At 68.9% G+C, this 22,880-nt stretch carries 25 protein-coding genes and 1 tRNA gene; 10 read left to right on the forward strand and 16 right to left on the reverse strand.

Annotated elements, in window-relative coordinates; all coding sequences use genetic code 11:
- Positions 1-107 precede the first annotated feature (107 nt).
- Together AC3RJ7_RS04030 and AC3RJ7_RS04035 are read left to right on the forward strand one after the other, a co-directional pair.
- Positions 108-3,896 (forward strand): AAA family ATPase, encoded by a 3,789-nt coding sequence (locus AC3RJ7_RS04030; RefSeq protein WP_491454536.1) that lies wholly within the window; start codon positions 108-110, stop codon positions 3,894-3,896.
- Entirely contained in the window at positions 3,893-4,114 is a 222-nt protein-coding gene (locus AC3RJ7_RS04035) for a hypothetical protein (protein WP_491454537.1), read from the forward strand. Before AC3RJ7_RS04030 ends, AC3RJ7_RS04035 begins: the two co-directional genes overlap by 4 nt.
- A 6-nt stretch (positions 4,115-4,120) precedes the next feature.
- Here the strand turns inward: AC3RJ7_RS04035 and mscL are convergent, their stop codons facing one another.
- From mscL to AC3RJ7_RS04050, 3 genes are read right to left on the reverse strand one after another with little or no spacing between them, the layout of a single operon-like run.
- A complete protein-coding gene (mscL, locus tag AC3RJ7_RS04040) occupies positions 4,121-4,546 on the reverse strand; it encodes a large-conductance mechanosensitive channel protein MscL (protein ID WP_491454538.1) in 426 nt (141 codons plus the stop codon).
- 50 nt (positions 4,547-4,596) lie between these two features.
- Positions 4,597-4,896, reverse strand: a complete 300-nt coding sequence (locus AC3RJ7_RS04045; RefSeq protein ID WP_491454539.1) for an FmdB family zinc ribbon protein — start codon at positions 4,894-4,896, stop codon at positions 4,597-4,599.
- Between the two features lie 37 nt (positions 4,897-4,933).
- The gene (locus AC3RJ7_RS04050; RefSeq protein WP_491454540.1) at positions 4,934-5,512 is read right to left on the reverse strand and encodes a 5-formyltetrahydrofolate cyclo-ligase; all 579 of its coding nucleotides are present in this window, start codon (positions 5,510-5,512) and stop codon (positions 4,934-4,936) included.
- A 101-nt stretch (positions 5,513-5,613) separates the two neighbouring features.
- On the opposite strand from AC3RJ7_RS04050, the gene galU reads away from it, so the two are divergent.
- The 4 genes from galU to AC3RJ7_RS04070 all read left to right on the forward strand — a co-directional run bounded on the left by galU (position 5,614) and on the right by AC3RJ7_RS04070 (position 8,375).
- On the forward strand, positions 5,614-6,519 hold the full coding sequence (gene galU / locus AC3RJ7_RS04055) for a UTP--glucose-1-phosphate uridylyltransferase GalU (RefSeq protein ID WP_491454541.1): 906 nt from the start codon (positions 5,614-5,616) through the stop codon (positions 6,517-6,519).
- A 2-nt stretch (positions 6,520-6,521) separates the two neighbouring features.
- Complete coding sequence (locus tag AC3RJ7_RS04060; protein WP_491454542.1) at positions 6,522-7,184, forward strand: GNAT family N-acetyltransferase; 663 nt, start codon at positions 6,522-6,524, stop codon at positions 7,182-7,184.
- Positions 7,185-7,236: 52 nt separating this feature from the next.
- On the forward strand, positions 7,237-8,244 hold the full coding sequence (locus AC3RJ7_RS04065; protein ID WP_491454543.1) for a hypothetical protein: 1,008 nt from the start codon (positions 7,237-7,239) through the stop codon (positions 8,242-8,244).
- Positions 8,245-8,299: 55 nt separating this feature from the next.
- Positions 8,300-8,375, forward strand: a tRNA-Ala gene (locus tag AC3RJ7_RS04070).
- A 261-nt stretch (positions 8,376-8,636) separates the two neighbouring features.
- On the opposite strand, the gene AC3RJ7_RS04075 is transcribed toward AC3RJ7_RS04070, so the two are convergent.
- The 4 genes from AC3RJ7_RS04075 to AC3RJ7_RS04090 form a co-directional block, all read right to left on the reverse strand.
- Complete coding sequence (locus tag AC3RJ7_RS04075; protein ID WP_491454544.1) at positions 8,637-8,984, reverse strand: GntR family transcriptional regulator; 348 nt, start codon at positions 8,982-8,984, stop codon at positions 8,637-8,639.
- Complete coding sequence (locus tag AC3RJ7_RS04080) at positions 8,984-9,913, reverse strand: hypothetical protein (RefSeq protein WP_491454545.1); 930 nt, start codon at positions 9,911-9,913, stop codon at positions 8,984-8,986. Before AC3RJ7_RS04080 ends, AC3RJ7_RS04075 begins: the two co-directional genes overlap by 1 nt.
- 242 nt (positions 9,914-10,155) lie before the next feature.
- Positions 10,156-10,620, reverse strand: a complete 465-nt coding sequence (locus tag AC3RJ7_RS04085; protein ID WP_491454546.1) for a hypothetical protein — start codon at positions 10,618-10,620, stop codon at positions 10,156-10,158.
- Between the two features lie 13 nt (positions 10,621-10,633).
- Positions 10,634-11,560 carry a hypothetical protein gene (locus tag AC3RJ7_RS04090; protein ID WP_491454547.1) on the reverse strand — a complete coding sequence of 309 codons (927 nt, stop codon included), beginning with the start codon at positions 11,558-11,560 and terminating at the stop codon, positions 10,634-10,636.
- A 345-nt stretch (positions 11,561-11,905) separates the two neighbouring features.
- Here AC3RJ7_RS04090 and AC3RJ7_RS04095 point away from each other — a divergent pair, with 345 nt between their 5' ends.
- Together AC3RJ7_RS04095 and AC3RJ7_RS04100 are read left to right on the forward strand one after the other, a co-directional pair.
- Positions 11,906-12,448, forward strand: coding sequence for an ATP-binding domain-containing protein (locus AC3RJ7_RS04095; RefSeq protein WP_491454548.1), 543 nt, complete (start codon positions 11,906-11,908; stop codon positions 12,446-12,448).
- A complete protein-coding gene (locus tag AC3RJ7_RS04100) occupies positions 12,441-13,679 on the forward strand; it encodes a hypothetical protein (RefSeq protein ID WP_491454549.1) in 1,239 nt (412 codons plus the stop codon). The genes AC3RJ7_RS04095 and AC3RJ7_RS04100 overlap by 8 nt, the downstream gene beginning before the upstream one ends.
- Before the next feature lie 71 nt (positions 13,680-13,750).
- On the opposite strand, the gene AC3RJ7_RS04105 is transcribed toward AC3RJ7_RS04100, so the two are convergent.
- The 3 genes from AC3RJ7_RS04105 to AC3RJ7_RS04115 form a co-directional block, all read right to left on the reverse strand.
- The gene (locus tag AC3RJ7_RS04105) at positions 13,751-14,155 is read right to left on the reverse strand and encodes a hypothetical protein (RefSeq protein ID WP_491454550.1); all 405 of its coding nucleotides are present in this window, start codon (positions 14,153-14,155) and stop codon (positions 13,751-13,753) included.
- Positions 14,156-14,235: 80 nt separating this feature from the next.
- On the reverse strand, positions 14,236-14,838 hold the full coding sequence (locus tag AC3RJ7_RS04110) for a hypothetical protein (RefSeq protein ID WP_491454551.1): 603 nt from the start codon (positions 14,836-14,838) through the stop codon (positions 14,236-14,238).
- A gap of 28 nt (positions 14,839-14,866) precedes the next feature.
- Positions 14,867-15,169 (reverse strand): hypothetical protein, encoded by a 303-nt coding sequence (locus AC3RJ7_RS04115; protein ID WP_491454552.1) that lies wholly within the window; start codon positions 15,167-15,169, stop codon positions 14,867-14,869.
- A 553-nt stretch (positions 15,170-15,722) separates the two neighbouring features.
- Between AC3RJ7_RS04115 and AC3RJ7_RS04120 the strand changes: the two genes are divergently transcribed.
- Positions 15,723-17,222, forward strand: a complete 1,500-nt coding sequence (locus AC3RJ7_RS04120; protein ID WP_491454553.1) for an MFS transporter — start codon at positions 15,723-15,725, stop codon at positions 17,220-17,222.
- Positions 17,223-17,259: 37 nt separating this feature from the next.
- On the opposite strand, the gene AC3RJ7_RS04125 is transcribed toward AC3RJ7_RS04120, so the two are convergent.
- Together AC3RJ7_RS04125 and AC3RJ7_RS04130 are read right to left on the reverse strand one after the other, a co-directional pair.
- Complete coding sequence (locus tag AC3RJ7_RS04125; RefSeq protein WP_491454554.1) at positions 17,260-17,955, reverse strand: DNA alkylation repair protein; 696 nt, start codon at positions 17,953-17,955, stop codon at positions 17,260-17,262.
- Positions 17,956-18,009: 54 nt separating this feature from the next.
- A complete protein-coding gene (locus AC3RJ7_RS04130; protein WP_491454555.1) occupies positions 18,010-18,672 on the reverse strand; it encodes an NADPH-dependent F420 reductase in 663 nt (220 codons plus the stop codon).
- 198 nt (positions 18,673-18,870) lie between these two features.
- On the opposite strand from AC3RJ7_RS04130, the gene AC3RJ7_RS04135 reads away from it, so the two are divergent.
- Entirely contained in the window at positions 18,871-19,992 is a 1,122-nt protein-coding gene (locus tag AC3RJ7_RS04135; protein ID WP_491454556.1) for an LLM class flavin-dependent oxidoreductase, read from the forward strand.
- Between the two features lie 25 nt (positions 19,993-20,017).
- Here AC3RJ7_RS04135 and AC3RJ7_RS04140 read toward each other — a convergent pair whose 3' ends face one another.
- Genes AC3RJ7_RS04140 through AC3RJ7_RS04155 form a run of 4 tightly spaced genes read right to left on the reverse strand, consistent with a single transcriptional unit; the run spans position 20,018 to position 22,825 of the window.
- On the reverse strand, positions 20,018-21,205 hold the full coding sequence (locus AC3RJ7_RS04140) for a cation:proton antiporter (protein WP_491454557.1): 1,188 nt from the start codon (positions 21,203-21,205) through the stop codon (positions 20,018-20,020).
- Between the two features lie 13 nt (positions 21,206-21,218).
- The gene (locus AC3RJ7_RS04145) at positions 21,219-21,713 is read right to left on the reverse strand and encodes a cation:proton antiporter regulatory subunit (RefSeq protein WP_491454558.1); all 495 of its coding nucleotides are present in this window, start codon (positions 21,711-21,713) and stop codon (positions 21,219-21,221) included.
- Between the two features lie 49 nt (positions 21,714-21,762).
- Entirely contained in the window at positions 21,763-22,641 is an 879-nt protein-coding gene (locus tag AC3RJ7_RS04150; RefSeq protein WP_491454559.1) for a metal-dependent hydrolase, read from the reverse strand.
- 10 nt (positions 22,642-22,651) lie between these two features.
- Positions 22,652-22,825, reverse strand: a complete 174-nt coding sequence (locus tag AC3RJ7_RS04155) for a hypothetical protein (protein ID WP_491454560.1) — start codon at positions 22,823-22,825, stop codon at positions 22,652-22,654.
- Between the last annotated feature and the right edge of the window lie 55 nt (positions 22,826-22,880).

Genomic DNA, 22,880 nt, shown 5'->3' on the forward strand with positions numbered 1-22,880 from the left:
CCGACGACCGTAACACGGATACCCATGGGGTATCCGGGAGAATGCTGAACGGCGCCGATCGCGGCGATGCTCCGAGGATTTCGCGCGTTTCGCCTTAGGGTGTCGATGTGCAGCGGCTCGATCGGAACCAGGACGACGAGGACGAGATCCTCGGCGACGGGCCCGACGCCGCCGCCGACCGACTCACCCCGGAACCCATGCAACAGGACATCACCCGCCCCGACGGCCTCAGCCTCGGCGATCCCGCGCTCGTCGCCGGCAACGTCGCCGAACCCGCCTGGCGGCGCTGGAACTCCGAGCTCGGCGCGGTCGGCGGACGTTCGCCGCTCGTCCGGTTCATCGACACCCCGCGCACCCGGATCGAGCTCTCCACGACCCATCCCGGCGGCCTGCCGCAGTTCATCACGGGCAAGTCGACGCTCCTCTCGAGCCTCATCCGCGACGAGCTCGCCCTGCGGAACGCGCGGCTCGCGGCGGCCGAGATCACGCAGAAGGGCATCGAGCTGCGGAGCGTTCGCGGCATCGAGTCGGTGCACCTCGCCATCGGCCTCGCTTCGTGGCGCAACGGCGGCGAGGAGTTCCTCGCTCCGGTGCTGCTGCGCCCCCTCGCGATCCGCCGCTACGGCCGCGACTTCGAGCTCAAGCTCAAGGGGCAGCCGTTCCTGAACCCCGCGCTCGCCCGCGAGCTGCGCGACCAGTTCCAGATCACGCTCGACGCCGACGCCTTCGTCGCCCTCGCGATCACGAACGGCGTCTTCAAGCCCCAGCCGGTGATCGACCGCCTCCGCGGGCTCACGAGCCACCTGCCCTGGTTCCAGGTCGCGCCCCGCCTCGTGGTCTCCTCGTTCGCCGAGGTCGGTCCGAGCATGGCGATCGACGCGGCGAAGCTCGACCACCCCGTGATCGACGCGCTGGCCGGCAATCCGGCCGCGCGCGCCGCCGTGACCGCAGCTCGCGGCGAGCGGGCGAAGCCCGTCGGCCAGGATGAGCGGCCGCCGTCGACCGACACGCTGCTGCTCGACGCCGACCCCGAGCAGGAGCAGGTCGTCGCCGAGATCGAACAGGGCGCATCGGTCGTCGTGAAGACGCTGCCCGGCACGGGCGGCACGCAGACCATCGTCAACGCGATCGGCGCGCTCGTCGCGAACGACAAGCGGGTGCTCGTGGTCGGCTCGCGTCGCGCGAGCCTCGACGGCATCGCGCACCGGTTGGGGCAGGTCGGGCTCGGCGGCGCCGCCGTGACGACCGGAGGACTCCGTCGTGAGCTGATCCAGTCGATCTCGCGCAACGAGAAGGCCGAACGACCGCGCGTGGCCGACGTCGACGACGCGCTCGTGCGGTTGCGCAAGGTGCTGCTCGACTACCGCACGGCCCTCACCCGCCCCGACCCCGAGTTGCACGTGTCGGTGCTCGACGCGCTCAGCGAGCTCGCGCGACTCGCCCTGCTGCCGACGTCGCCCTCGACGACCGCCCGGCTCGACCGCGGCGCCCTCGCGCGGCTCGCGAAGGGTCGCGACGCGGTCGCCCGAGACCTCGCGCGCGCCGCCGAGCTCGGCGAGTTCCGCTACGGCCCCGGGGACTCGCCGTGGTACGGCGCTTCGTTCGCGTCCTCCGCCGAGGCGACGAACGCGCACGAGCTCGCCAAGCGGCTGAGCTCCGTCGAGGTGCCGAGGCTCCTCGAGCGAGGCCGCGCCCTCATCGCGCAGACGCGGCTCCGCGAGTTCGAGTCGATCGCCGAGCTCGGCGTGTTCCTCCGGCTGCTGCTCGACGTGCGCGAGACCCTGGACCGGTTCCAGCCGTCGGTCTTCGACCGGCCGCTCGGCGAGCTCATCGCCGCGACCGCCCCGCGACGCGAGTCCGGCATGTCGGGCGCGAACCGTCGCCGCCTGCGCCGCCACGCCCTCGAGTTCGTGCGACCCGGGGTGCACGTCACCGACCTCAACGCGGCGCTCCGAGGCATCCAGCAGCAGCGAACCTTGTGGCAGCGCTACTCCGACGCCGGGGCGATCCCCGGCGTGCCGGTCGGCATCGACGATGTCCACGTCGCCTACCAGCACGTCTCGACCGACCTCGCCACCCTCGACGCGCCGCTCGACCTCGTCGGAACGCCGCGTCAGCTCGGCGCCCGGCCGATCCGCGACCTCGTCGCCACCCTCGCCGGGCTCGCCGCCGACTCCGAGGTGCTGGCCAACCTGCAGGAGCGCACCGCGATCCTCAGCCGGCTCCGCGACCTCGGGCTCGACCCGCTGCTCGTCGACCTCGCCAAGCGCCACGTGCCCGAGCCGAGGGTCGCCGACGAGCTCGAGCTGGCCTGGTGGCAGTCGGTGCTCGAACAGGTGCTCGCGGGCGAGAAGGCGCTGCTCGGCGCCAACACGACCGTGCTCGACCGGCTCGAGGGCGACTTCCGCCTCGTCGACGAGGCCCACGCGTCCGCGGCCGGTCCGCTCCTCGCGTGGCGGCTCGCCGAGAACTGGAAGGTCGCGCTCGTCGACCACCCCGAAGAGGCGGCCGTGCTCAAGCGGCTCCTCCGCGGCGACCGGTTGCGCGCCGAGGCGCTCGTCACGGGGGCGCCGAACCTCTTCCGCGTGCTCGCGCCCGTGTGGCTCGCCTCGCCCTACGAGGTGTCGGCCGTCGACGACCGCATCGACTTCGACACCGTCGTGCTCGTCGATGCGGGGGCCACGACGATCGCCGAGAACCTCGGCGCCATCCGGCGGGCGAAACAGGTCGTCGCCTTCGGCGACCCGGTGACGCAGACGCCGACGCTCTTCGAGACCGGCATCGACGACGGCGAGACGCCGCCCGACCACGGCCACGACCACGGCGGGGTCGACGCGCTGCACGCCGACTCGGCGCTCGCCCGGCTCGGCGAGCTGCTGCCCACCCTCACGCTCACCCGCAGCTACCGCGCCGGCGGCGAAGACCTCGCCGAACTCGTGAACCGGCGCTTCTACGGCGGTCGCATCGTCTCGCTGCCGTGGGCCGGCAGCTTCCTCGGGCACGGCAGCCTCGGGCTGCACTACGTCTCGGGCAACGGGCTCCCCGACTCGGTGACCGGCACCGTCGAATCGATCGACTCCGAGGTCGCGAAGGTCGTCGAACTCGTCATGGAGCACGCCGTCAAGCGCCCGCGAGAGTCGCTCATGGTGATCACCGCGAGCACGCGGCACGCCGCGCGCGTCCACCAGGCCGTCCTCGCGGCGTTCGCGAAGCGGACCGACCTGTCGGACTTCATCCTGAAGGACCGCGCCGAGCCCTTCACGGTGCTGACGCTCGAGCAGGCGGTCGCCCAGAGCCGCGACCGCGTGATCTTCTCGATCGGCTACGGCCGCACGCCGCACGGGCGCCTGCTCTCGAACTTCGGCTCGCTCGGCGAGCCGGGCGGCGACCGGCTGCTCGCCGTCGGCATGACCCGCGCCCGCCGTTCGATGGACATCGTGTCGGCGTTCCGGCCCGACGACATCGACGAGTCGCGGCAGAGCCACGGCGTGCTCGCACTCGCGAACGTGCTGACCCAGACCGAGGAGCGCGCGGCCGACTCGGGCGAACGCATGGTGGTCGGCTCGATGCTGCGCGACCTCGCCGCACGCCTCGAACGGCGAGGCATCCGGGTGAGCGTCGGCTACCGCGGACGCCTCGCGCTGGCCGCGGCCCACGCGGGCAAGGCGGTCGTGGTCGAGACCGACGACGCGTTCGCCGGGCAGAGCCTGCGCGAGTCGCTGCGCCTGCGACCGGATGTGCTGCGCCGGCTGGGATGGCACTACCTGCGCGTGCACAGCTTCGAGCTGTTCGGCAATCCCGACGCGGTCGCCGCGCGGGTCGCGACCGTGCTCGGCAAGCCCGACGCGACCGCCGACGACGGCGCGGCGGTCGGCGCCGCCGGCGTCCGGCCGTGACCGACGAGCCCGAGCCGCGCCAGCGCGTGGAGCGCGCACCCGGTCGGGCGCGCCGGGCGAAGCTCACGCCCGCGCCGGGATCGGATCCGTCGCCGGAGGCGCCGGTCGCACCCGCCGAGGGCGATGAGCCGGCCGATGCGACGGGGATGCCTCGGCGCACCTCGCCCGACGACGAGCGCCTGCTGCGCGACCGGCCGCCGCACTGGCGGCGCGACTGACCGGCGCTACTGGTCGCTGTGGCGACCGGAACCGGCCGTCGTGCCCTGTTCGGCGAGGAGGTCGCGGATCTGCGCGAGCACGGTGAGCTCGGTCTCGGGCTCCTCGGGGTCGGGCTGCCCGGCCTTGCGCTTCGCCTCGGCGCGCTCCTTGAAGTGGTTCATCGGCATGACGAACACGAAGTAGACGACGGCGGCGACGGCGAGGAACGAGATGATCGCGCCGATGACGCTGCCGTAGTAGAACGTCGCGGAGCCGAGCTCGAAGGTCAGGTCGTTGAGGCTGTTCGCCTTGAACAGCAGGCCGATGAGCGGATTGATGAGCCCGTCGACCACCGCGTTCACGACCGCGGTGAACGCCGCGCCGATCACGACCGCGACGGCGAGGTCGATGACGTTGCCCCGCATGATGAATTCCTTGAAGCCCTTGATCACGGCCTCCCCCTCCGGTTTCGGTTTCGGACGGGCACCACGCTAGCCGAGGCTCAGGACGAGGCCGAAGCGCCCCCGCCGCTCGACGCGGGCTTCGACGAGCCCGACGAGCCCGAGCCGGACGAGGACGACGACGACGAGGCATCCGCCCCGCCCTTCGAACCCCCGGAACCCCCGGCGCGGGAATCGGTGCGGTAGAAGCCCGAGCCGTTGAAGGTCACGCCGATCGTGTTGAAGAGCTTGCGAAGCCTGCCGCCGCACACCTCGCACACGGTGAGCGCGTCGTCGGTGAAGGCCTGGTGGATGTCGAAGGCGTTGTCGCACTCGGTGCAGCGATAGGAATACGTGGGCATTGCGGTCTCTCGGTGGGGTGGGCGGCGGTGCGCCGGCTCAGAAGGCGATGATGCGCGTGGGGGTGACGACGCCGTTCACCGGCTGGTCGTGCACCTCGCGCGGCACGTGCTCGACGAACTCGCTGTCGAAGACCACGGCGTACACCGGAGGACATTTTCCCATCGATCCGAGGGTCTTGTCGAAATAGCCGCGTCCCCACCCGAGGCGCATGCCGGTCGCATCGATCGCGGCGGCCGGGACGACGATGAGGTCGACGTCGTTGATCGCCATCGGGCCGAGCAGCTCGCCGACGGCCTCGGGCGTGCCGTGGAAGCCGAGCGTCTCGGTCGCCTCCTCGCCGACGGTCCAGTCGAGCAGCCCGTCCTCGCGGGTGATGGGGAACAGCACCCGGATGCCTCGGTCCTCGGCCCAGTTCACGAACGGCCGGGTGTCGGGCTCGGAGGGCATCGAGAGGTAGCACGAGATCGACTCGGCACCCGTCGACCCGATGAGCTCCTGGAGCCGGGCGGTGAATCCCTCGGTGGCGTGCGTGCGCTCGTGCAGCGACATGTTCTGGCGGCGCTCGCGGAGCTCCGCCCGCAGGATGCGCTTCTGGACGCCGGGATCGTCGGGCATGGCACACATCCTAGGCGGAGACGGCCCGCCGGCCGCGGTGAGCGACTCGGGGCCGAACCGGCGACCCGGAAGGAAGGAACCCAGCCGGTACGCTTGAGCGCATGACTCAACGAATCACGAAGGCGGTCATTCCGGCTGCTGGTCTGGGTACGCGGTTCTTGCCGGCGACGAAGGCGATGCCGAAGGAGATGCTGCCGGTGGTGGACAAGCCGGCGATCCAGTACGTGGTCGAGGAGGCGGTTGCCGCGGGTCTGACGGATGTGTTGATGATCACGGGTCGGAACAAGAACGCGTTGGAGAATCATTTCGACCGGGTCGCGGAGTTGGAGGCGACGCTGGAGAAGAAGGGTGATCACGCGAAGCTCGAGAAGGTGAACGAGTCGACCCAGCTGGCGGACATGCACTATGTGCGGCAGGGCGACCCGCTCGGGCTCGGGCATGCGGTGCATCGGGCGCACATGCATGTGGGGGATGAGCCGTTCGCGGTGCTGCTGGGTGATGACATCATCGACGCCCGGGACGAGTTGCTGACCCGGATGCTGGATGAGCAGGTCAAGCGGGATGCGTCGATCGTGGCGTTGTTGGAGGTGGATCCGGATCACATCCACCTGTACGGGGCGGCGCAGGTCGAGGCGACGGATGACCCGGATGTGGTGCGGATCACGGGCCTGGTGGAGAAGCCCGCTCGTGAGGTCGCGCCGTCGAACTACGCGGTGATCGGCCGGTACGTGCTCAAGCCCGAGGTGTTCGGGGTGCTGGCCGACACGGCGCCGGGCAAGGGTGGTGAGATCCAGTTGACCGACGCGTTGATGACGATGGCGGAGGATGTCGAGGGCACGGGCGGGGTGTACGGGGTCGTGTTCCGGGGGCGCCGGTACGACACGGGCGACAAGCTCGACTACATCAAGGCCGTGATCCAGCTCGCCGTCGACCGTGACGACCTCGGCAGCGACCTCAAGCACTGGCTCATCGACTACACCGGCACCCTCACCGAACCCACCGCCTGACGATGGCCGCATCGCCCCTGCCCACGCTCCGCGACGGCGAGGTCGTGCTGCGGCCCATCCGGGTGCGCGATGCGAAGCCGCTCGAGCGGGTGCTCCTCGCGAATCGCGGGTGGCTGAAGAAGTGGGAGGCGACCTACCCGGGCGGCGGTTCGTTCATCGACGCCCGGGCATCGATCCGCAACCTGCTCGCGCACGCGCGCAGCGGGCACGGGCTGCCGTTCGTCATCGAGGTCGACGGAGAACTCGTCGGCCAGCTCAACGTCTCGTCGATCAGCTACGGTTCGCTGTCGTCGGCGACGATCGGGTACTGGGTCTCGGAGCGGGTCGCCGGACGCGGTATCACCCCGACGGCGGTGGCGCTCGCGACCGACTACTGCTTCGGGGTGCTGCGGCTGCATCGCATGGAGATCTGCATCCGCCCCGAGAACGGGCCGTCGCTGCGCGTCGTCGAGAAGCTCGGCTTCCGCTACGAGGGGCTCCGGCGCCGATTCATCCACATCGACGGCGCCTGGTGCGACCACTTCTCGTTCGCGCTCGTGAGCGAGGAGGTGCCCCGCGGGGTGCTCCGTCGCTGGCGCGACGGTCGGGCGCCGGCCGACGCCGCGCGCATCCCCGACGAGGACCGTGCGGCCGCGGCCGAACCGCTCCGCCTGACAGATCGCTGAACACGCCCGCGCCGATTCGAGCGTGCGGTCGCGCGTGTCCTAGCGTTATCGCATGGATGTGATCGGCGGGGGGATCCTGATCGCGGTGGCGGCCGCGCTGTGGATCGCGTACCTGCTGCCGAGCTGGCTGCGCCGCAGGCAGTACCTCGCCACCGAGCGGAACGCCGTGCGGCTGCAGCAGACGCTGCGCATCCTCGCCGAGACCGCCGAGACGCCCGAGCCCGTCGTCGTCGAGGCGACGGCGCGCGAGGTCGCGGCCCAGCAGCGCATCCTGCACGAGCAGGAGGAGACGGCGCGGCTCGCCGCCGAGGCCGTCGAGCAGGAGGCGATCGCCGAGCGGCGGGCCGCTGAGGAGGCGGCCGAAGCCGCGCGTGCCCGTGCGGCGGCGGCCGTGGCGAGCGCGCCCGTCACCGAACCCGTCGCAGCCGTCGACGGCACCGCGGGTACGCCCGACGCCGCACGCCGTGCCGCGCGCGCGGTGCGCCGCAGGCGGGCCGCATGCACCTTCATCGCCCTCGCCGGACTCATCGCCGTCGTCGTCGGCCTCGTCGCCGCGGCGTTCGGAGCATCGCTCCTGATCGCTGCGGCCGGAGGCGTCGCGTTCGTCGGGGCGGTGCTCGGCCTCGTCCGGCTCGCGAAGTCGCGCACCCCGCAGGTCGCGGTCGCCGCGTCGGTCGCGCCGGTCGCGCAGGACTTCGAGCCGATCGAGTTCGCCGAGCCGGAGGCGGAGGCCGAGGGCTGGACGCCCCGCCCGCTGCCGAAGCCGCTCCACCTGTCGCGCGGCACGATCGCCGCGACGGCCATGGCGTCGATCGAGGCGGCGGCCGAGCTCAAGCGCGTCGAGAGCGAGGCGCTGCTCGCCAGGCGCGCCGAGCGGCTCGCCCCGCGGGTGCCGAACATCGCTCCCGCGGCATCCGCGCCCGAACCCGCCGGACGCGAGGCCGCTCGGACCGCCGATCGCGCCGCGAACCCGTACGCGCGCATGGGCATCGTCGACGACGCCCGGCCGGGCATCGACGACCTCGACGCCGTACTGCGTCGACGTCGTGCGGCGGGCTGATCGGGCCGAGTGGTCAAGACCACCCCTCGGGGGATGATAGGCTCGTTCACGGCTCGGGCCCATGGCGCAGTTGGTAGCGCGTCTCGTTCGCAATGAGAAGGTCGGGGGTTCGAATCCCCCTGGGTCCACCATAAGAGCCTTACTAGAATCACCGACGTCGTAGATGCCGGTGAGGATAGCGTCAGTAAGGCCAAATAGATCTGATCCCGAGAAGCCGCCCGAAAGGGCGGTTTCTTGTTGTTGTGGCCCTGTGTGACGCACCAGCGCGGCCTGGGCGCTTGATCCAGCCACTATGCGCGGTACGTCGGCGCTGTGTGCCATCCAGCCGCGCTGCGCGGCAAGTAACATGCACACATCAGCGGGAATGTCACAGTCGCTGCAATCGTGCGTGACTACCACGTGACGCGGATCATCTGCAGAACGTCGTCAAGACCGAGATCGTCCCCCTTGGCGGTCTCTACCAAGCGGCGTGCGGCAACCGCCACCGAGGAAGAGACCGCGGATGCTTCACGGCTCACTCGGGTACCTGCGCCGATTCGACTCTCAAGAAGTTGCTCCTCTTCGAGCTGCTTGTAGACCTTGGCGATGGTGCCAGGGGCGACTCGCAGGTCGCCGGCCAATTGTCGAACCGAGGGGAGGCGTTCGCCAGCAACCAACCCGCCCGTTGTAATGAGACCACGTATCTGACCGTGTATTTGCTCGGCGGGCGATCCGCCGCGGCTGGCCAGGGTGATGCGCATCAGGTTGCCGCCACCCGGGCTCGGCGGGCCTGCGTTGGGACGGGTACAGCGGAGAGCGCGACGCAGAGGCACAATGCCACGCCAGCGCATGCGAATGCGAAGCTGCTCACATAGAGAAGTGGTGTCATCGCTGCGAAGGGAGCCTGTACGGCGACCTCCCCGGCCCGTTCGGTGCTAAACCCGCCCTCCAAGGTCGAGGTCCCTGCAAGCGATCCAAGGATCTGCGCAAGGTGAAGCGAGATGACTCCCGAGGCGATCGCAGCGATGTTCCGGCTTCGCATACGCCGGTCGGCAACGTCCCGGCCATACGGGACGCTCAACGCCCGCCGCGCGATGCGATTGAGAGCGGCCCAAGAGGCGACTGCAAGAAGCACGACGAGAGCAAGCGTAGGCAAGGAGTAGTACCAGCCGTAGATCGTCGTAGCGACGGTCATAGTTCCGATGCTGAAGCCGAACTGCGTGTAACGCCCTGCATGATCAGGGACGGACGCCATCCCTGCCGCACAAGTCACAGTGAGCGTGATCGTGAGCAGCACGATCAGCGTCACTACCCAACTCCTGGCGAGGTACGTCAGGGTTGTGCGACGAGTCACCTCTGCCGTGAACGGTCCAGGAGTTGGGGCAGAGTCGTGATTGGGGACCGAGAGCAGTCCGACTGCGATCAATCCTGCGACCAAAGGCACGATGTACTGCAGATCCCAGAGCGCGCCGATCGCATCCAGGCCAAGGGTCGGTTGGAGGGCGAGGAGGGTCATTCCCCCCGCGTAGAAGGCGGTCACCAGCGGGGGCAGTACCCCGGCACCGAGGGAAAGCCACCGCAGCCGACCCGCAAGCGAGTCACCACTGCGGCCCCAGATCAGCCAGACCACCACGCTCGCGAGTGCTCCGATGATCACCGGAGAAAGCGAGAGGAGAAGAACCGTGCCCACCGCAACCTCCCAGGAACAGATGAGTTGTCGGGAGTGTATCACCTGACTGGTACGGCGGTGATGCGTATCGCCGAGTGGCCTGGCGCGCCAGGTGGTGACTACCACGACCACTGAGCGACGAACCGCGCGCCGACCCCAGGGCCCATTTCCAATCAACCTGAGACCGACGCCTCTCTGAGTTGACGGAGCAGTGGTATGCCTGCCGGGCGTCTCATTACCTTCGGCAGGCATACCACTGCGATTTACGACTCTCGAGGGACTAGACGCGGACGGTGCGTTGCTCGCCTTAGCCACGCCAGCGTGAAGGCGACGCCCGTCACGACGTACACCGCAACCGAGGCTGACGCCTCAACAACCAGGGCGAGTATGGAGGCTCCTGGATAGGAGAGCATCTCTGCCATCGCTGGCCCGGCGAGCACCCAGCCAACGACGATGGTGGTTACGCCGGCCACCGCAAATCCCAGCCAGAACCAGGAATTGGCGACGGTTCGCCCCCGACTCACGCCGAGCCCAAACGCGACCGTGACGAGCATCACGATCAGCGTCAAGACGATCGGTGCGTATCGATCGCCGACTCCGACGGCCGACCCGGCCAGGTCGATCAGAACACCCTGGGCCGCCGCATCAGCGAATTGCTGTGCGTAGCCCAGGAACAGGCTTGCCGCGAAGCCGGCAGCAGCCCCGACAAGGAAGGTCCAGTACCTCAAGTCACGCCCTTCGTCAGAAGGCCGAGAGGCTGGGGAGCTTGAGAGCGGCTCCCCCTGAAGCTGACAGAGTGACGTCCTCTGAAGTGTCAGCCAATCCACTCAGAACGAAGAGTCCCGACGGCGCGACATCGATACCCTTCGCGGATGCCCCGGCGAACTGCGACGGAAGCAGGTAGGCGTATGCCGTGGGCTCGTCCGACGTGCCTCCCAGCGCGACCCCCACGCCGTCCTTCGCGAAGTCCTTGGCCGACACGCACGCGCTCGCGTAGCTTTGCGCGCTGTCCACTGTGGCAACGACACAGATGTCTCCTGCGCCGTTCGCACCGCGCCAATACGTGGCGTTGTCGAACGTGCCGAGATTGACAAGCGAACCAGCCTTGAACTGTCCACCGAACTCGCCCGCAGCGTAAGCCGGAAGCGGGGAGGCACCGCGCGAAGCTCCTGGGACTTCGACCTCGGAGTTCGCCGCCGCTGCGAGTTCGGAGCTCGCTCCGGCGGCAATTTCAGACGTCGTCGGTTCCTCAGCCGTGGCAGCGAAGGTTGAGGCTGTGGTCCTGCTGCACGTCTCGAGCACATAGCTGTCGACAAGGCTCGGAATCGTCGAAGTCCATCGACATTGCGACTTCGCAACGGCCGTGCTTGGAGTGGCCGCGTGACCGAAACTCACGGTGGCATTGCCGGGCCCAGTACCCCATCCATATCGATACGACGCCTGCGTCGAAACGGTCTGGATGAGGAACGTCGATGCCGTGCCTGTGCCCGCGTACGCCTTGCCGGTGCCCCCGGTAATGCTCCCGGCAGCCGTACTGTTGTACCAGGTCCCCTGCTTACCGTCAGAGTTCTTGTAGCTCGTGGTTCCTGCGCTTGCTGGGCTCGCGGCGACCAGAACTGCCAGAAGCACGCCCAATCCGGCCAACGGGACCCATGTCTTTCTTCGCACGCTAATTTCATCCTTCCCATCACGGCCTCGATTAAGTCAATCGATTGGACGTGAGAGTATGTCGTCCGTTTCGCCGTCGTCAATGAATCGTGCGACGCCCCGTCACTTACTGAAACACGCTGTTCTCTCGGCCCGGCTGCAGAGCTCCTCAGCCGACGGTCAGATCGCGACGATACGAAGAATGACACGATGATCAGGGTCTAAAGCGGCAACAATCGTGCTGGAACCGGCGAGGTCGGGAATCTCGGGGAGGTAGCCAGCCGGCCGAGGCGAAGCCTGACGCGGCGGCGGGCTGCCCTGCCAGTGGCAACAACGTGAATCGGTTCCAGCAGAGGCAACCCGTGCATGGCCGTCGTCTGGGGCGTTAACACCTACAAGGTTGGCGACCCCATCCTGTTCAACCAGACCGAGCGGTTCAACCGCTTCATCTACAACAACCTCAAGGGTCGAATCGTCGACATCGTCGTTCACCTGGACCGCATTCAATTCGACGTCTGGCTCGACCGAGCCGTGACTGCGATTGACGTCGATGGAGGCGACTTGCGATACGTCGGAGATTCCACGGTTAGCTTCGACGTCTACCACCGCGCGAGCACCGACGATGACGACGAGACCGCCTATACGACCGTGCCGTTCCAGGTCGCGTACGCCGTGTCGATCCACAAGGCTCAGGGACTTGAGTATGACTCGGTGATGATCGTCATTACGGAGGCGAACGAGGACGACATCACCCATAACATCTTCTACACGGCGATCACGAGAGCGCGAAAGGAGCTCAAGATCCGACCTCGCGCGCGTACCTCTAGGTGGGGGTACTGGCCGGCCCGGCCCACTGTCAGACTGCTGCCGTACGTGCGCTGCGATTCAATGAGGAGTCGACATGGCTGATATGGGATTGGGGCTCAGTTACTGGTTGCCCCGGACTGAGTTCACGGTTGACGTAACCCTCCGCTCGTCAGTGGTCGCAGATACCTCGGGAAGTCACCTTGTTGACACGCATGATGTGGTCCTGAGCTACACCACCGTCGAAGATCCGGGCGGTCGCAAGACGCTTACGGTCGATGCGGGAATTCTCGAGAAGATCGACCTGACGATCACCCTTGATGACCGAGGCTTCATCCAATCCATCAACAGCGAGGCGTCTCGCGATCTGTCGCCGATTGTCAGCCTGCTTGGGAAGGTAATCAGCCTCGGCGCTGTTCTTTGGGCGGAGGAAGTTCCGACGGAGCCGGCCGGTCCCTCACTCGAAGAGGCATGGGCTGCCGCGCATGTTGACTTGGCGGCGCTCCTCGACGCGCTCGCCGAGAAAACTAGGGGCCTCCTTCAGCTGGTTGCTGACGGGGCGCAGTCGCCGGAGGCAACCACTATCGCTGCGACGGCGCTGGACGCCGTCCAAGCTCAACTCGCCCTCGTTTCCCAGATGCGGCGCGAGTGGATTGCAGCTCAGGCAGCGGTCGTGGACGCGGGCGTCTTCCGTCTACCGCCGGTCGCGTTGCATGCGGTCGACGGTCCGGAGCTCCCACTTTCTCTTCCGCAAGATACCGCGTTCGCCGACCCGAGATTGGAGGAGATTGCCCTCCGCTACGGCGTCGCGGTCGCGATCATCGATCACGTCGTCGAGACCCCGCCAGACGACGCAGGCGACGACCTCGTCGACTTCGTAGCCTTGCGGCGGTCCCGCCCGGTGACGGTGGGAATCTACCGGCAAGGGTCGGTCGGCACTTGGGAGCTGGAAGCTGATACCGTCCGTCACCTCGATATCGTCGATGACCGTAGCGCTACCGACTACCTCTCGCTCAATGGAAGTTGGCTGCGCGAGCGTTCGTTCGAGCTGTCGTACCACCCCGACATGTCGCTCAAGGCCTTTGGCGTCGGGTCAGCATCGACGGTCTCGGCAATCGCCAGTTCGGCGGGTGACGTGCTCGACGCTGTCGGCGCGGCCAAGACAGCGCAGGCGTCAAAGAAGTCTGAGGAGCTGCGCGCACTCGAGTCGGCTAAGACGCAACTCGAGCTACTCCAGACCGCGAACGACTTCGAGGTGCTCTCAGCGACCAGAGCGCGCTCCGTGGAACTCGCCTTGCTCGAGCAGCAGCGAAAGATCCTAGGCGAGGCGACGTAGAAGCAACCGTGCACCCCCTCGCATGTCGTGTGGGTGGTTCGAGAGTGCGCTCGTGTGGACCTCATCGGCGGCTATTGGCGCATCAACCGCTCCAGGTGACGGACGAACTGTGTGCGGACTTCCTCGCGGTTCTTGAGCCCGCTGGCGGCAAATCGATACGAGTCATCCTGCCCAGTGAGGAATAGATCGACGTAGTGGTTCCGTCCAACGTGCCACTTGCCGTTCTCCTTGATCGTGACAAGGACGTCAGCGGATGTGTCCGTGACGGCCCAGTCGATATTGACTATGTCAACTTGAATCAGGACCGGGGTGACGGTTTGATTCGAGACCACCTTGATGTGGACTGGACCGGCCAGTTCAGTGCCGGATGCCCGACCGCCTGGAGTTGTGCGGCGCAGGCTCAGGCGGCGGGGTTTGCTTGGGCCGCCGACGATCTCCGGCGGGGTGGATGAGTTTCCTTTTCCCGAGGGTCGCACGGGGGTCGTGCTCAGTGAGCTGGTGAAGGGGGCGAGCCGATCGGCTCGCCCCCTTCATGTGCAGGGCTCGTGTTGGGGCCCTACTGCTCGACCGCGAAGGTGATTTCTACGCCTCCGTCGGCGGTGGACTTCAGCGATACGCCCTCGGGGAGAGGTTTTTCGCTTGTCCACTGGCCGGCGCTCGGCGAAGCGGATGCCATCAGGGCATTGCCGCAGGCGACTGCCTTCCAGGGCGAGTAGATCGTGTTCGCTGAGTAGGCGGGGTTGGTACCAGGCGGCGAGGTGATCGCGTACGAGACACGTGTGCGGAAGGTTCCGGGACCGTTGGAGCACGAAGCGTTTGCGAAGCTGCTGTAGGTCTTACCAGCGACCGCGTTGATCCAGGATTGCGAGTTGCCAGTCCAGCTGGCGCCGGTCGACTTCTGTAGATATGCCTGAACGTAGATCTCGGGCATCCCGAGGGAACACACGAGAGACCCTTCGGAATTGATCATCCCACTGACGTGACCCGAAGGATGGGGGTCGTTGGCCTTGATGGTGCAGACTCCCACAATCACGGCGTTGGCTGGCGCGGCGGTGATCGACAGGCCGGTCACAGTCATCACGACTGCCAGCAGCGCTGCTGCAGCCGCTCGTCGTCGACTACGCGACCGGGTTAGCTTGCATATCGCTTCTTTGCGCATGTGCAACCTCATTCCTCTTTCAGTTGCGTCAGGTGCGAAGGATGACGGTTTCCTGAGTGCCGCCACCGTCAGCTGGCTCCCCCGCCAACCGATAGAACTCGGCCGAGCCCGCTCGAACGAACAACTCGAACGGGTTCGGCCCCGAGCGCTCTCTCGCCCACTCCAGTACGTCCCAGAGATCGCATTCGGTAAGTTCCCAATCATCGACGAACCAGGCGGCGTTGGCTGCGACCGGCGGGGACCAGAGACGAACCCGAAACACCGCGCCCTCCTGCACCCCCGTCGGGTTCACTAGAACGGCCTTCAACTCGCCCCCCAGCACTGACTCCATTTCGTATCCGCGCCTACGAATCGTAAGCGCGCGTGAGCTGATCCGCCGTCCACACAGGCGACCGAGCAGTTCATAAAGAGATATGTCCGGGTCGCTTCAAAAGGTTCCCGATTCGACGAGATTGACCTATCCGGCGAGCTGCTGGCGGGTGTGGTTGAGAGCCGGCTGGCCGTAGCAACCTGCGCTGATGAAATCGTCCGAACCCGAACGGGTTCACCTGCACGATCCAGTGCTGCACGAACAGTGGTCCGATGAACCTCAAACGCTCGTGCAAGCTCCTTCATCGAAGCTCCCGCCCGGTACCCATCGACGATGGCCTGCTGGACCTCAACGGGTAGTTCTTTCGGCGGACGAGGCTTGCGAACACGAGACGGTTCACGCGAAACCCGTTCTGAGTGCGCTTTCTCAAGTACAGAACGAATTTGACGAGCTGTCTCATTTGTTTTCGAGTAAGCACCCAGGACGCCCACCGAGAGAAGGCCCCCGCTCCGGCGGGGGCCTTCGGCATTTCCGGCGCACGGCACCGGGGCGGGGCGGGCATAGGCTGGAACGGATGTCTCAGCCGCCCGTGACCCGTTCCATTCCGCTGTCCGACGAGCATCGCTGGCGCGCCTACTGGGTGTGCGTCGCCGTCGCGGCGCTCACGATCCTCGACCTCTCGAAGGTCAACGTCGGCCTGCCGTCGATCGAGGACGCGTTCGGCGCCACCTCGACGGAGCTGCAGCTCATCGTCGCGGGCTACGTGCTGACCTTCGGACTGACGCTCGTGCCGGCCGGCCGCATCGGCGACCAGCGGTCGCGCAAGACGCTGTTCGTCGTCGGCCTGAGCCTGTTCACCCTCACGAGCCTCGTAGCCGCCCTCGCGCCGAACGCGACGGTGCTGCTCGTCGCCCGCCTGCTGCAGGGCGTCGCCGCCGGCATCCAGATGCCCCAGGTGCTCGGCATCATCCAGGAGCTCTTCCACGGCAAGGAGCGCGGCAAGGCGTTCGGGCTGTTCGGCGCGACGATCGGCCTCGCGACGGCGTTCGGGCCGACGCTCGGCGGCCTCATGATCGCCATCGGCGGGCCCACCGACGGGTGGCGGGGCATCTTCTGGATCAACGTCCCGCTCGCCCTCATCGCGATCGCGCTCGCGATCTGGCTGCTTCCCGTGACCCGCCGCCCCTCCGACAAGCCGCTGTCGCTCGACCCGGTGGGGCTCCTCCTGTTCGGCGTGACCGTCGTCGCCCTGATGTGGCCGTTCCTGCTCACGACGGGCTCGCCCGACGACGACCCGGCGCGCTGGTGGGTGCTCGTGCTCTTCGTGCTCGGCCTCACGGCGTTCATCGCGTGGGAGCGCCACTACGCGGCATCCGGTCGCCACCCGCTCGTGCCGCTCGGCCTCTTCGGCGTGAGCTCGTTCCGCAACGGCATCTCGCTCGCGAGCGTGTACTTCGCCGCGATGCCGTCGATGTTCCTGCTCACGACGCTGTACCTGCAGCACGGCCTCGGCCTCGAAGCCGTTTACGCCGGCATGGTGGGCATCGGCTTCGCGCTGCTCAGCGCGCTCACCTCCTGGATCGGCGGCAACCTCGTGAACCGCCTCGGCCGCCCGCTCGTCGTCTGGGGCCTCGTGCTGCTGCTCGCCGGCATCGGACTGCTCGTGCTCGCCGCGCTCACGACCCCGCCCGCGGTGACGCCGTGGGCGATGGCGGGCGCGATGGTGATCGGCGGAGCGGGCGGCGGCCTCGTCGTCTCGCCCAACCAGACCCTGACGCTCATGGACATCCCCGTGAAGCAGGGCGGCCTCGCCGGTTCGGTCGGTCAGCTCGGCCAGCGCATCGGCACGGCGATCGGCACCGCGGTCACGTTGTCGCTCTTCTACTCGACGATCTTCCGCGAGTCCGACGGCGATCCCGATCTCGCCGTCTACCACGACGCCTACGGCCTCGGCATGCTCGCGGTCGCCGTGTTCGTGGCCATCGCGTTCGCGATCGGCGTCGCCGACCTCGGCGCGCGGCGACGCGAGCGGCGCCCGCTCGGCGAGCCGCCCGCGGCGGCGGCCGAGGGCTGACCGGCGGGCGCGTCCGCGCCGTCGCCCGGATCCGCGCTCAGCGGATCGCGAGCACTCGTGCCCGCTCCTCCTTCGGCAGGTGCTCGATCGCGGCGCGCAATGCGACCCGCGGCATCGTCGCGGCGTGCGCCTCGACGACGGCGAGGTGACGCTCGGGCGCGAGATCGCCGGCGGACCGCAGCACCCATCCGACGGCCTTCTGCACGAACGGTGCCTCGTCGTCGGCGAGCCGCTCGGCGATCGAGAACGCGTCGTCGGTCTCACCGCGTCTCATGAAGGCGAAGGTCGCGACGAGGGCGGTGCGGCGCTCGGGCCAGAACGCGGAGGCGGCGAGGTCGCGGAGCGGGGAACGATCGCGGGCGACGAGATGGCCGCCGACGACGTCGCGCGCGGCGAGGTCGACGAGGTCCCACTGGTCGATGCGATCGTGCCGGGCGAGGTAGAGCTCGTAGAGCTCGGTGCGGCGGTCCTCCGCGGTCGCGCGGCGGGCCGCGGACTTGCCCATGATGCTGCAGGCGAGCGCGCGCACCTCGTGCGTCGGTTCGGCGAGCAGTCGTTCGAGCTCGGCGACCGGCAGGTCGAGTGCGGTCTTGGCCAGCTCGAAGACGGCGCCCATGCGCACGCCGATGAACGGAGCCGATGGGTCGTCGGGGAAGTACCGTCGGTACTTCTCCCGCTCGGCGTCGCTCGCCATCGCCTCGAGTGCGGTGATCAAGCCCGCGGCATCCGTCATGGCCCCCGCCCTTCGCCCGTGCTGGGTTCAGGCTAGCGGGTGGGGCCCGCGGGGTCAGGCCGCGAGGTGGGCGGCCGGCGTGAGCAGCGCCGCGAGCTCGGCCGCGCTCAGTTCGCGACCGAACGCCGGATGCCCCGGCTCGAGTGCGACGCCGTGCTCGAGCGCTCCGCCGTCGACGGGGTCGAAGCCGATCGCGTCGATGAGGGCTGCGACCTCGGCGCGGGCCCCCGGGTCGTCGCCGACGACCGCGAGGGCACGGCGCAGCGGATCGCCAGCGGGCAGGCTGTCGTCCTCCATCTCGTGGTAGCCGAGGTGGTTGAGCGACTTCACGACGCGGGCGCGGGGGTTGCGTGCGGCGTTCTGCTCGCTCGTCGTGCGCGGGTCGACGTCGACCTCGGCGAGGTTGCCGTCGACCGGTGGCCAGTAGTTCATGGCGTCGACGACGATGCGGCCGTCGAAGGCGGCCCAGGGCACGGTGCCGGCCTTGCCGAACGGCACCGCGACGATGATGACGTCGGACCGCGCGGCGAGCTCGTCGGGCGCGACCACGTGCGCGCCGGGCGCGACGACGCCGACGAGCAGCTCGAGGGCGGTCTGCCGGGGCGACCCGGCGATGAGGACCTCGTACCCGGCGCCGACGAACAGCCGGGCGAGTGCGGTGCCCACCTTCCCCGCGCCGTAGATGCCGATCACCGGGCGATCCGTCACAATCTCCATGCTCCCATCCCGGTCGACGCCTCGCTCGTTCCATGCGTCGACATGAATCTCAACGCGGCGGCCGGTTCCGCCATTCCCGAGCCGACGGGTGCGGGAATAGTCTCGGCGTGGAGCGGGTTCCGACCAGTGCATGCGTACGCATGCACTCGAGCAAATCCGACGGGTGGTCCGCACCCGACGACGACGGGAGAGGCCGGCATGACCGAGCGCTACGAATTCGGACTCGACACCTTCGGCGATGTCACCGTCGCCGGCGACGGCACGACGCTGTCGCACGCGCAGGTGCTGCGCAACGTCGTCGACGAGGCCGTGCTGGCCGACCGGCTCGGGCTCGACTTCTTCGGCATCGGCGAGCACCACCGCCACGAGTTCGCCGTCTCGGCGCCCGAGGTCGTGCTCGGCGCGATCGCCGGCCGCACCGAGCGCATCCACCTGGGCTCGGCGGTCACGGTGCTCTCGAGCGACGATCCCGTGCGTGTGTTCCAGCGGTTCGCGACGCTCGACGGCCTGTCGGGCGGACGCGCCGAGGTGATCCTCGGGCGCGGCTCGTTCATCGAGTCGTTCCCCCTCTTCGGGTTCGACCTCGGCCAGTACCAGGAGCTCTTCGAGGAGAAGCTCGAGCTGTTCGCCGCGCTTCTCGAGCAGGAGCCGGTCACGTGGGAGGGCCGGCTGCGCCCGGCGCTCACCGACCAGCTCGTGTACCCGCCCGTCGAGCACGGGCACCTGAAGACCTGGGTCGGCGTCGGCGGCAGCCCCGAGTCGGTCGTGCGGGCCGCGCACTACGGGCTGCCGCTCGTGCTCGCCATCATCGGCGGCAGCCCCGCCCGGTTCGCTCCGCTCGCCGACCTCTACCGCAAGGCGCTCGCCCAGTTCGGCAAGCCGGCCCAGCCGGTCGCGATCCATTCGCCGGGCTTCATCGCCGACACCGACCGGGAGGCGCTCGACACGCTGTGGCCGCACTACCAGGTCATCATCGACCGCATCGGTCGCGAGCGCGGCTGGGGCCCGGCGACCCGCGAGCACTTCGAGGCCGAGGCGTCGTCGCACGGCGCGCTCTACGCCGGCTCGCCCGAGACCGTCGCGCAGAAGATCGCCGCGGCGATGCGCTCGATCGGCGCGGTGCGCTTCGACCTCAAGTACTCGAACGGCACCCTGCCGCACGAGGCGATGATGGGCAGCATCGAGCGCTACGCGACGGAGGTCGTGCCGCGCGTGCGCGAACTGCTCGCCGAGGCCGACGCGGCCGACGCCGAGCTCGACGAGCCGGCGGCGCTGGGACGCGCCGACCGCGCCGACGCCGCGGCCTCCGCCGAGGGCTGATCGGCCGGGCCGCGCGGCATCCGGATCAGGCAGCCTGGCGCGCCCGCTGCTGCCGGCGCCGAACCGCCTGCCGGAACCACATCGCGTCGGGGAGCCGGGCGAGGAACGTGCCGGCGATGATCGTGATGAGGACGTAGTCCGTCGCGAGCGACGCGAGCGCCGGTTCGACGCCAGAGGTCACCGCCAGGCCGGCGATCACGATCGAGAACTCGCCGCGCGGCGCCAGCGAGAACCCCGCGCGCCACCGGCCGAGCGTACCGACGCCCGCGCGCGCGGCCGCGTACGCTCCCGTCGCGAGCTTCGTCGCGATCGTGATCGCCGCGAGCAGCAGGGCGGGCAGGATCATCGTCGCGAGCTGCGACGAATCGGTCGTGAGGCCGAAGAACACGAAGAACGTCGCGGCGAACAGGTCGCGGAGCGGGGTGAGCACCTGGCTCGCGTTCACCGCGACCCGGCCCGACAGGGCGATGCCGACGAGGAACGCCCCGACGGCGGCCGAGACCGAGACCTCCTGCGCGAGGCCCGCCACGAGCATCGTGAGTCCGAGCACCCCCAGCAGCAGCGGCTCGGCATGATCGGCGGGGAAGAGGCGCGAGACGAGGTGGCCGTGCCGGAGCGCGATGTAGAGGATGACCACCACGACCGCCACCGCGACGGCGACGGCGACGGCCCCCTGCACGAGGCTCACCCCGATGACGATCGCCGAGAGCACGGGCAGGTAGAACGCCATGGCGAGGTCTTCGATGACGAGCACCCCGAGGATGGCCGGCGTCTCGCGGTTGGAGAGCCGTCCGAGATCGCGCAGCAGCTTCGCGATCACGCCCGACGACGACACCCAGGTGACCCCTGCGAGTGCGACCGCCGCGACGGGGCCCCAGCCGAGCAGCAGCGCGAGCGCGGCCCCGGGCAAGGCGTTCAACAGGCCGTCGACGACACCCGGCATGCGCGCCGACTTGAGGCTGTCGAAGAGCTCGGACGCGGTGTACTCGAGCCCGAGCAGGGCGAGCAGCAGGATCACGCCGATCTCGGAGCCGGTCTGCAGGAACTCGATGCTCGCGTCGAACGGGAAGATGCCGCCCGACCCGAACGCGAGGCCGAGCAGGAGGTAGAACGGGATCGGGGAGAGGCCGATCAGCAGGGCGAGCCGGCCCAGCAGGCTCATGCCGAGGAGCAGCGCGCCGACTTCGATGAGGAGGAGCGTCGTCTCGTGCATGCGGGGCCCGGCGTCAGTCGGGTCCGTTGGCGAGCAGTCGCGAGACGCCGTCGACACCTTCGCGGGTGCCGACGACGACGATGACGTCGCCGGCGCGCAGGGGCTCGGCGGGCGTCGGGGAGGGGATCACAGCACCGTCGCGCACGATCGCCACGATCGAGGCGTGCGTGCGCGTGCGGGCCTTGGTGTCGCCCAGGGTGCGGTTGAGGTACGGGGAGTCGGTGGGCAGCGCGATCTGCTCGGTGTAGAGCCCGGCCGTCTCGTCGGAGAGGCTCGTCAGGCGGCTCAGCATGACCGACGCGCCGAGCACGTCGGCGAGCGCCGCGGCCTCGTCGTCGTTCAGCGCGACCGTGTCGCGGCAGGCGTCGGGGTCGTCGATGTCGAAGACGCCGAGATCGCGCTCGCCGTCGCGGTGCGAGACCACGCTGATGCGGCGCCCGGCTTCGGTCACGAGGTCGTGACGCACGCCGATCCCGGGCAGATCGACCTTCTCGATGCGAATACCCACGCCCGTAATCGTAACCCCGTTGCGACCGGTCGCGGCCGGGCTCGCGGCGTCAGGCGTGAGCGGCGACCCGGGTGCGCATCTCGAGCACGGGGGTGCCCGCATCGTCGACGAGCCCCAGTTCGACCTCGATCCCGCCGAGCTCGGCGAGCGAGTCCACGTGCGTGCCGCCGCAGGCGATGCTGGCGGTGCCCTCGGGGAGATCGGCGACCCAGCTGCGGCGATCGGTGAGCCGGTCGCCCTCGCGGTCGATGCGCACGGCCGACCCTGCGGCGATCCACTCGCCGACCGTGCCGGTGACCGCCTCGGCCAGCGCGTCGAGCTCGTCGCCGAGGCCGGTCGCATCGAAGCCGGCCCGTCGCAGCGACTTGTTGAGCCGGTAGCGGTCGACCGAGCCGAACGGCTCGATGCGGCTCGACGCGATCGCGATGCCGTCGAAGTCGGGGCGTCCGAGCGCGTCGGTGCGCGCCGGCTTCGACCAGCGCGACTCGACCGCACGGTTCAGCGCGAGGGATGCCGCGTGGCAGGCGCTGTGCCCGAGCGAGAGGGCGCGTCGCGCCGAGGCATCCGCGGTGATGACGACCTCGTCGCCCTCCGCGATGCCGGCGCCGTCGTCGATCAGGTGGGCCACGACGAACGCCCAGCCCTCGGTGCCCTTGCGCACGGGGATGTCGGCGCCGAGGTGGAACTCGGACCCGTCGGTCGCCGCGACGACCGCGTCGCGGATCGGCATCTCGAGCTCGCCGGCGCGCAGCGCGCCCGTGTCGGCCGCCTGGTCGGGCCACGCGGCGTCGACGGGGTGGAACGGGGTCGTGTCGGTCACGACGGCGAGGAGGCCGTCGCCGGCCGGTGCGGTGTGCACCACGACGGCGCGCTGCTCGAGCTCGCCGGCCGGGTACGTGACGATCGTGTCGTGCGCGGGCAGCGTCATGCGACCGGCGTCAGTCGTCGGCGCGGCCGAGCAGGTGGAACGGGATCGCGAGCGAGAGCGCGACCGCGAGGATTCCGGAGAAGAAGACGAGCGCCTGGAACTCGGCCAGCTCGGGCGCGGTGCCCATGATCCACATGCCGAAGACGAAGAGTCCCAGGGCGATGACGGTGGCGACGACGTTCACAACGACCTCCAGAGTGCGCGGGCGACGATCGCCGCCGCGGCCAGTCTATCCATCG

Source organism: Agromyces solani, assembly GCF_058349925.1.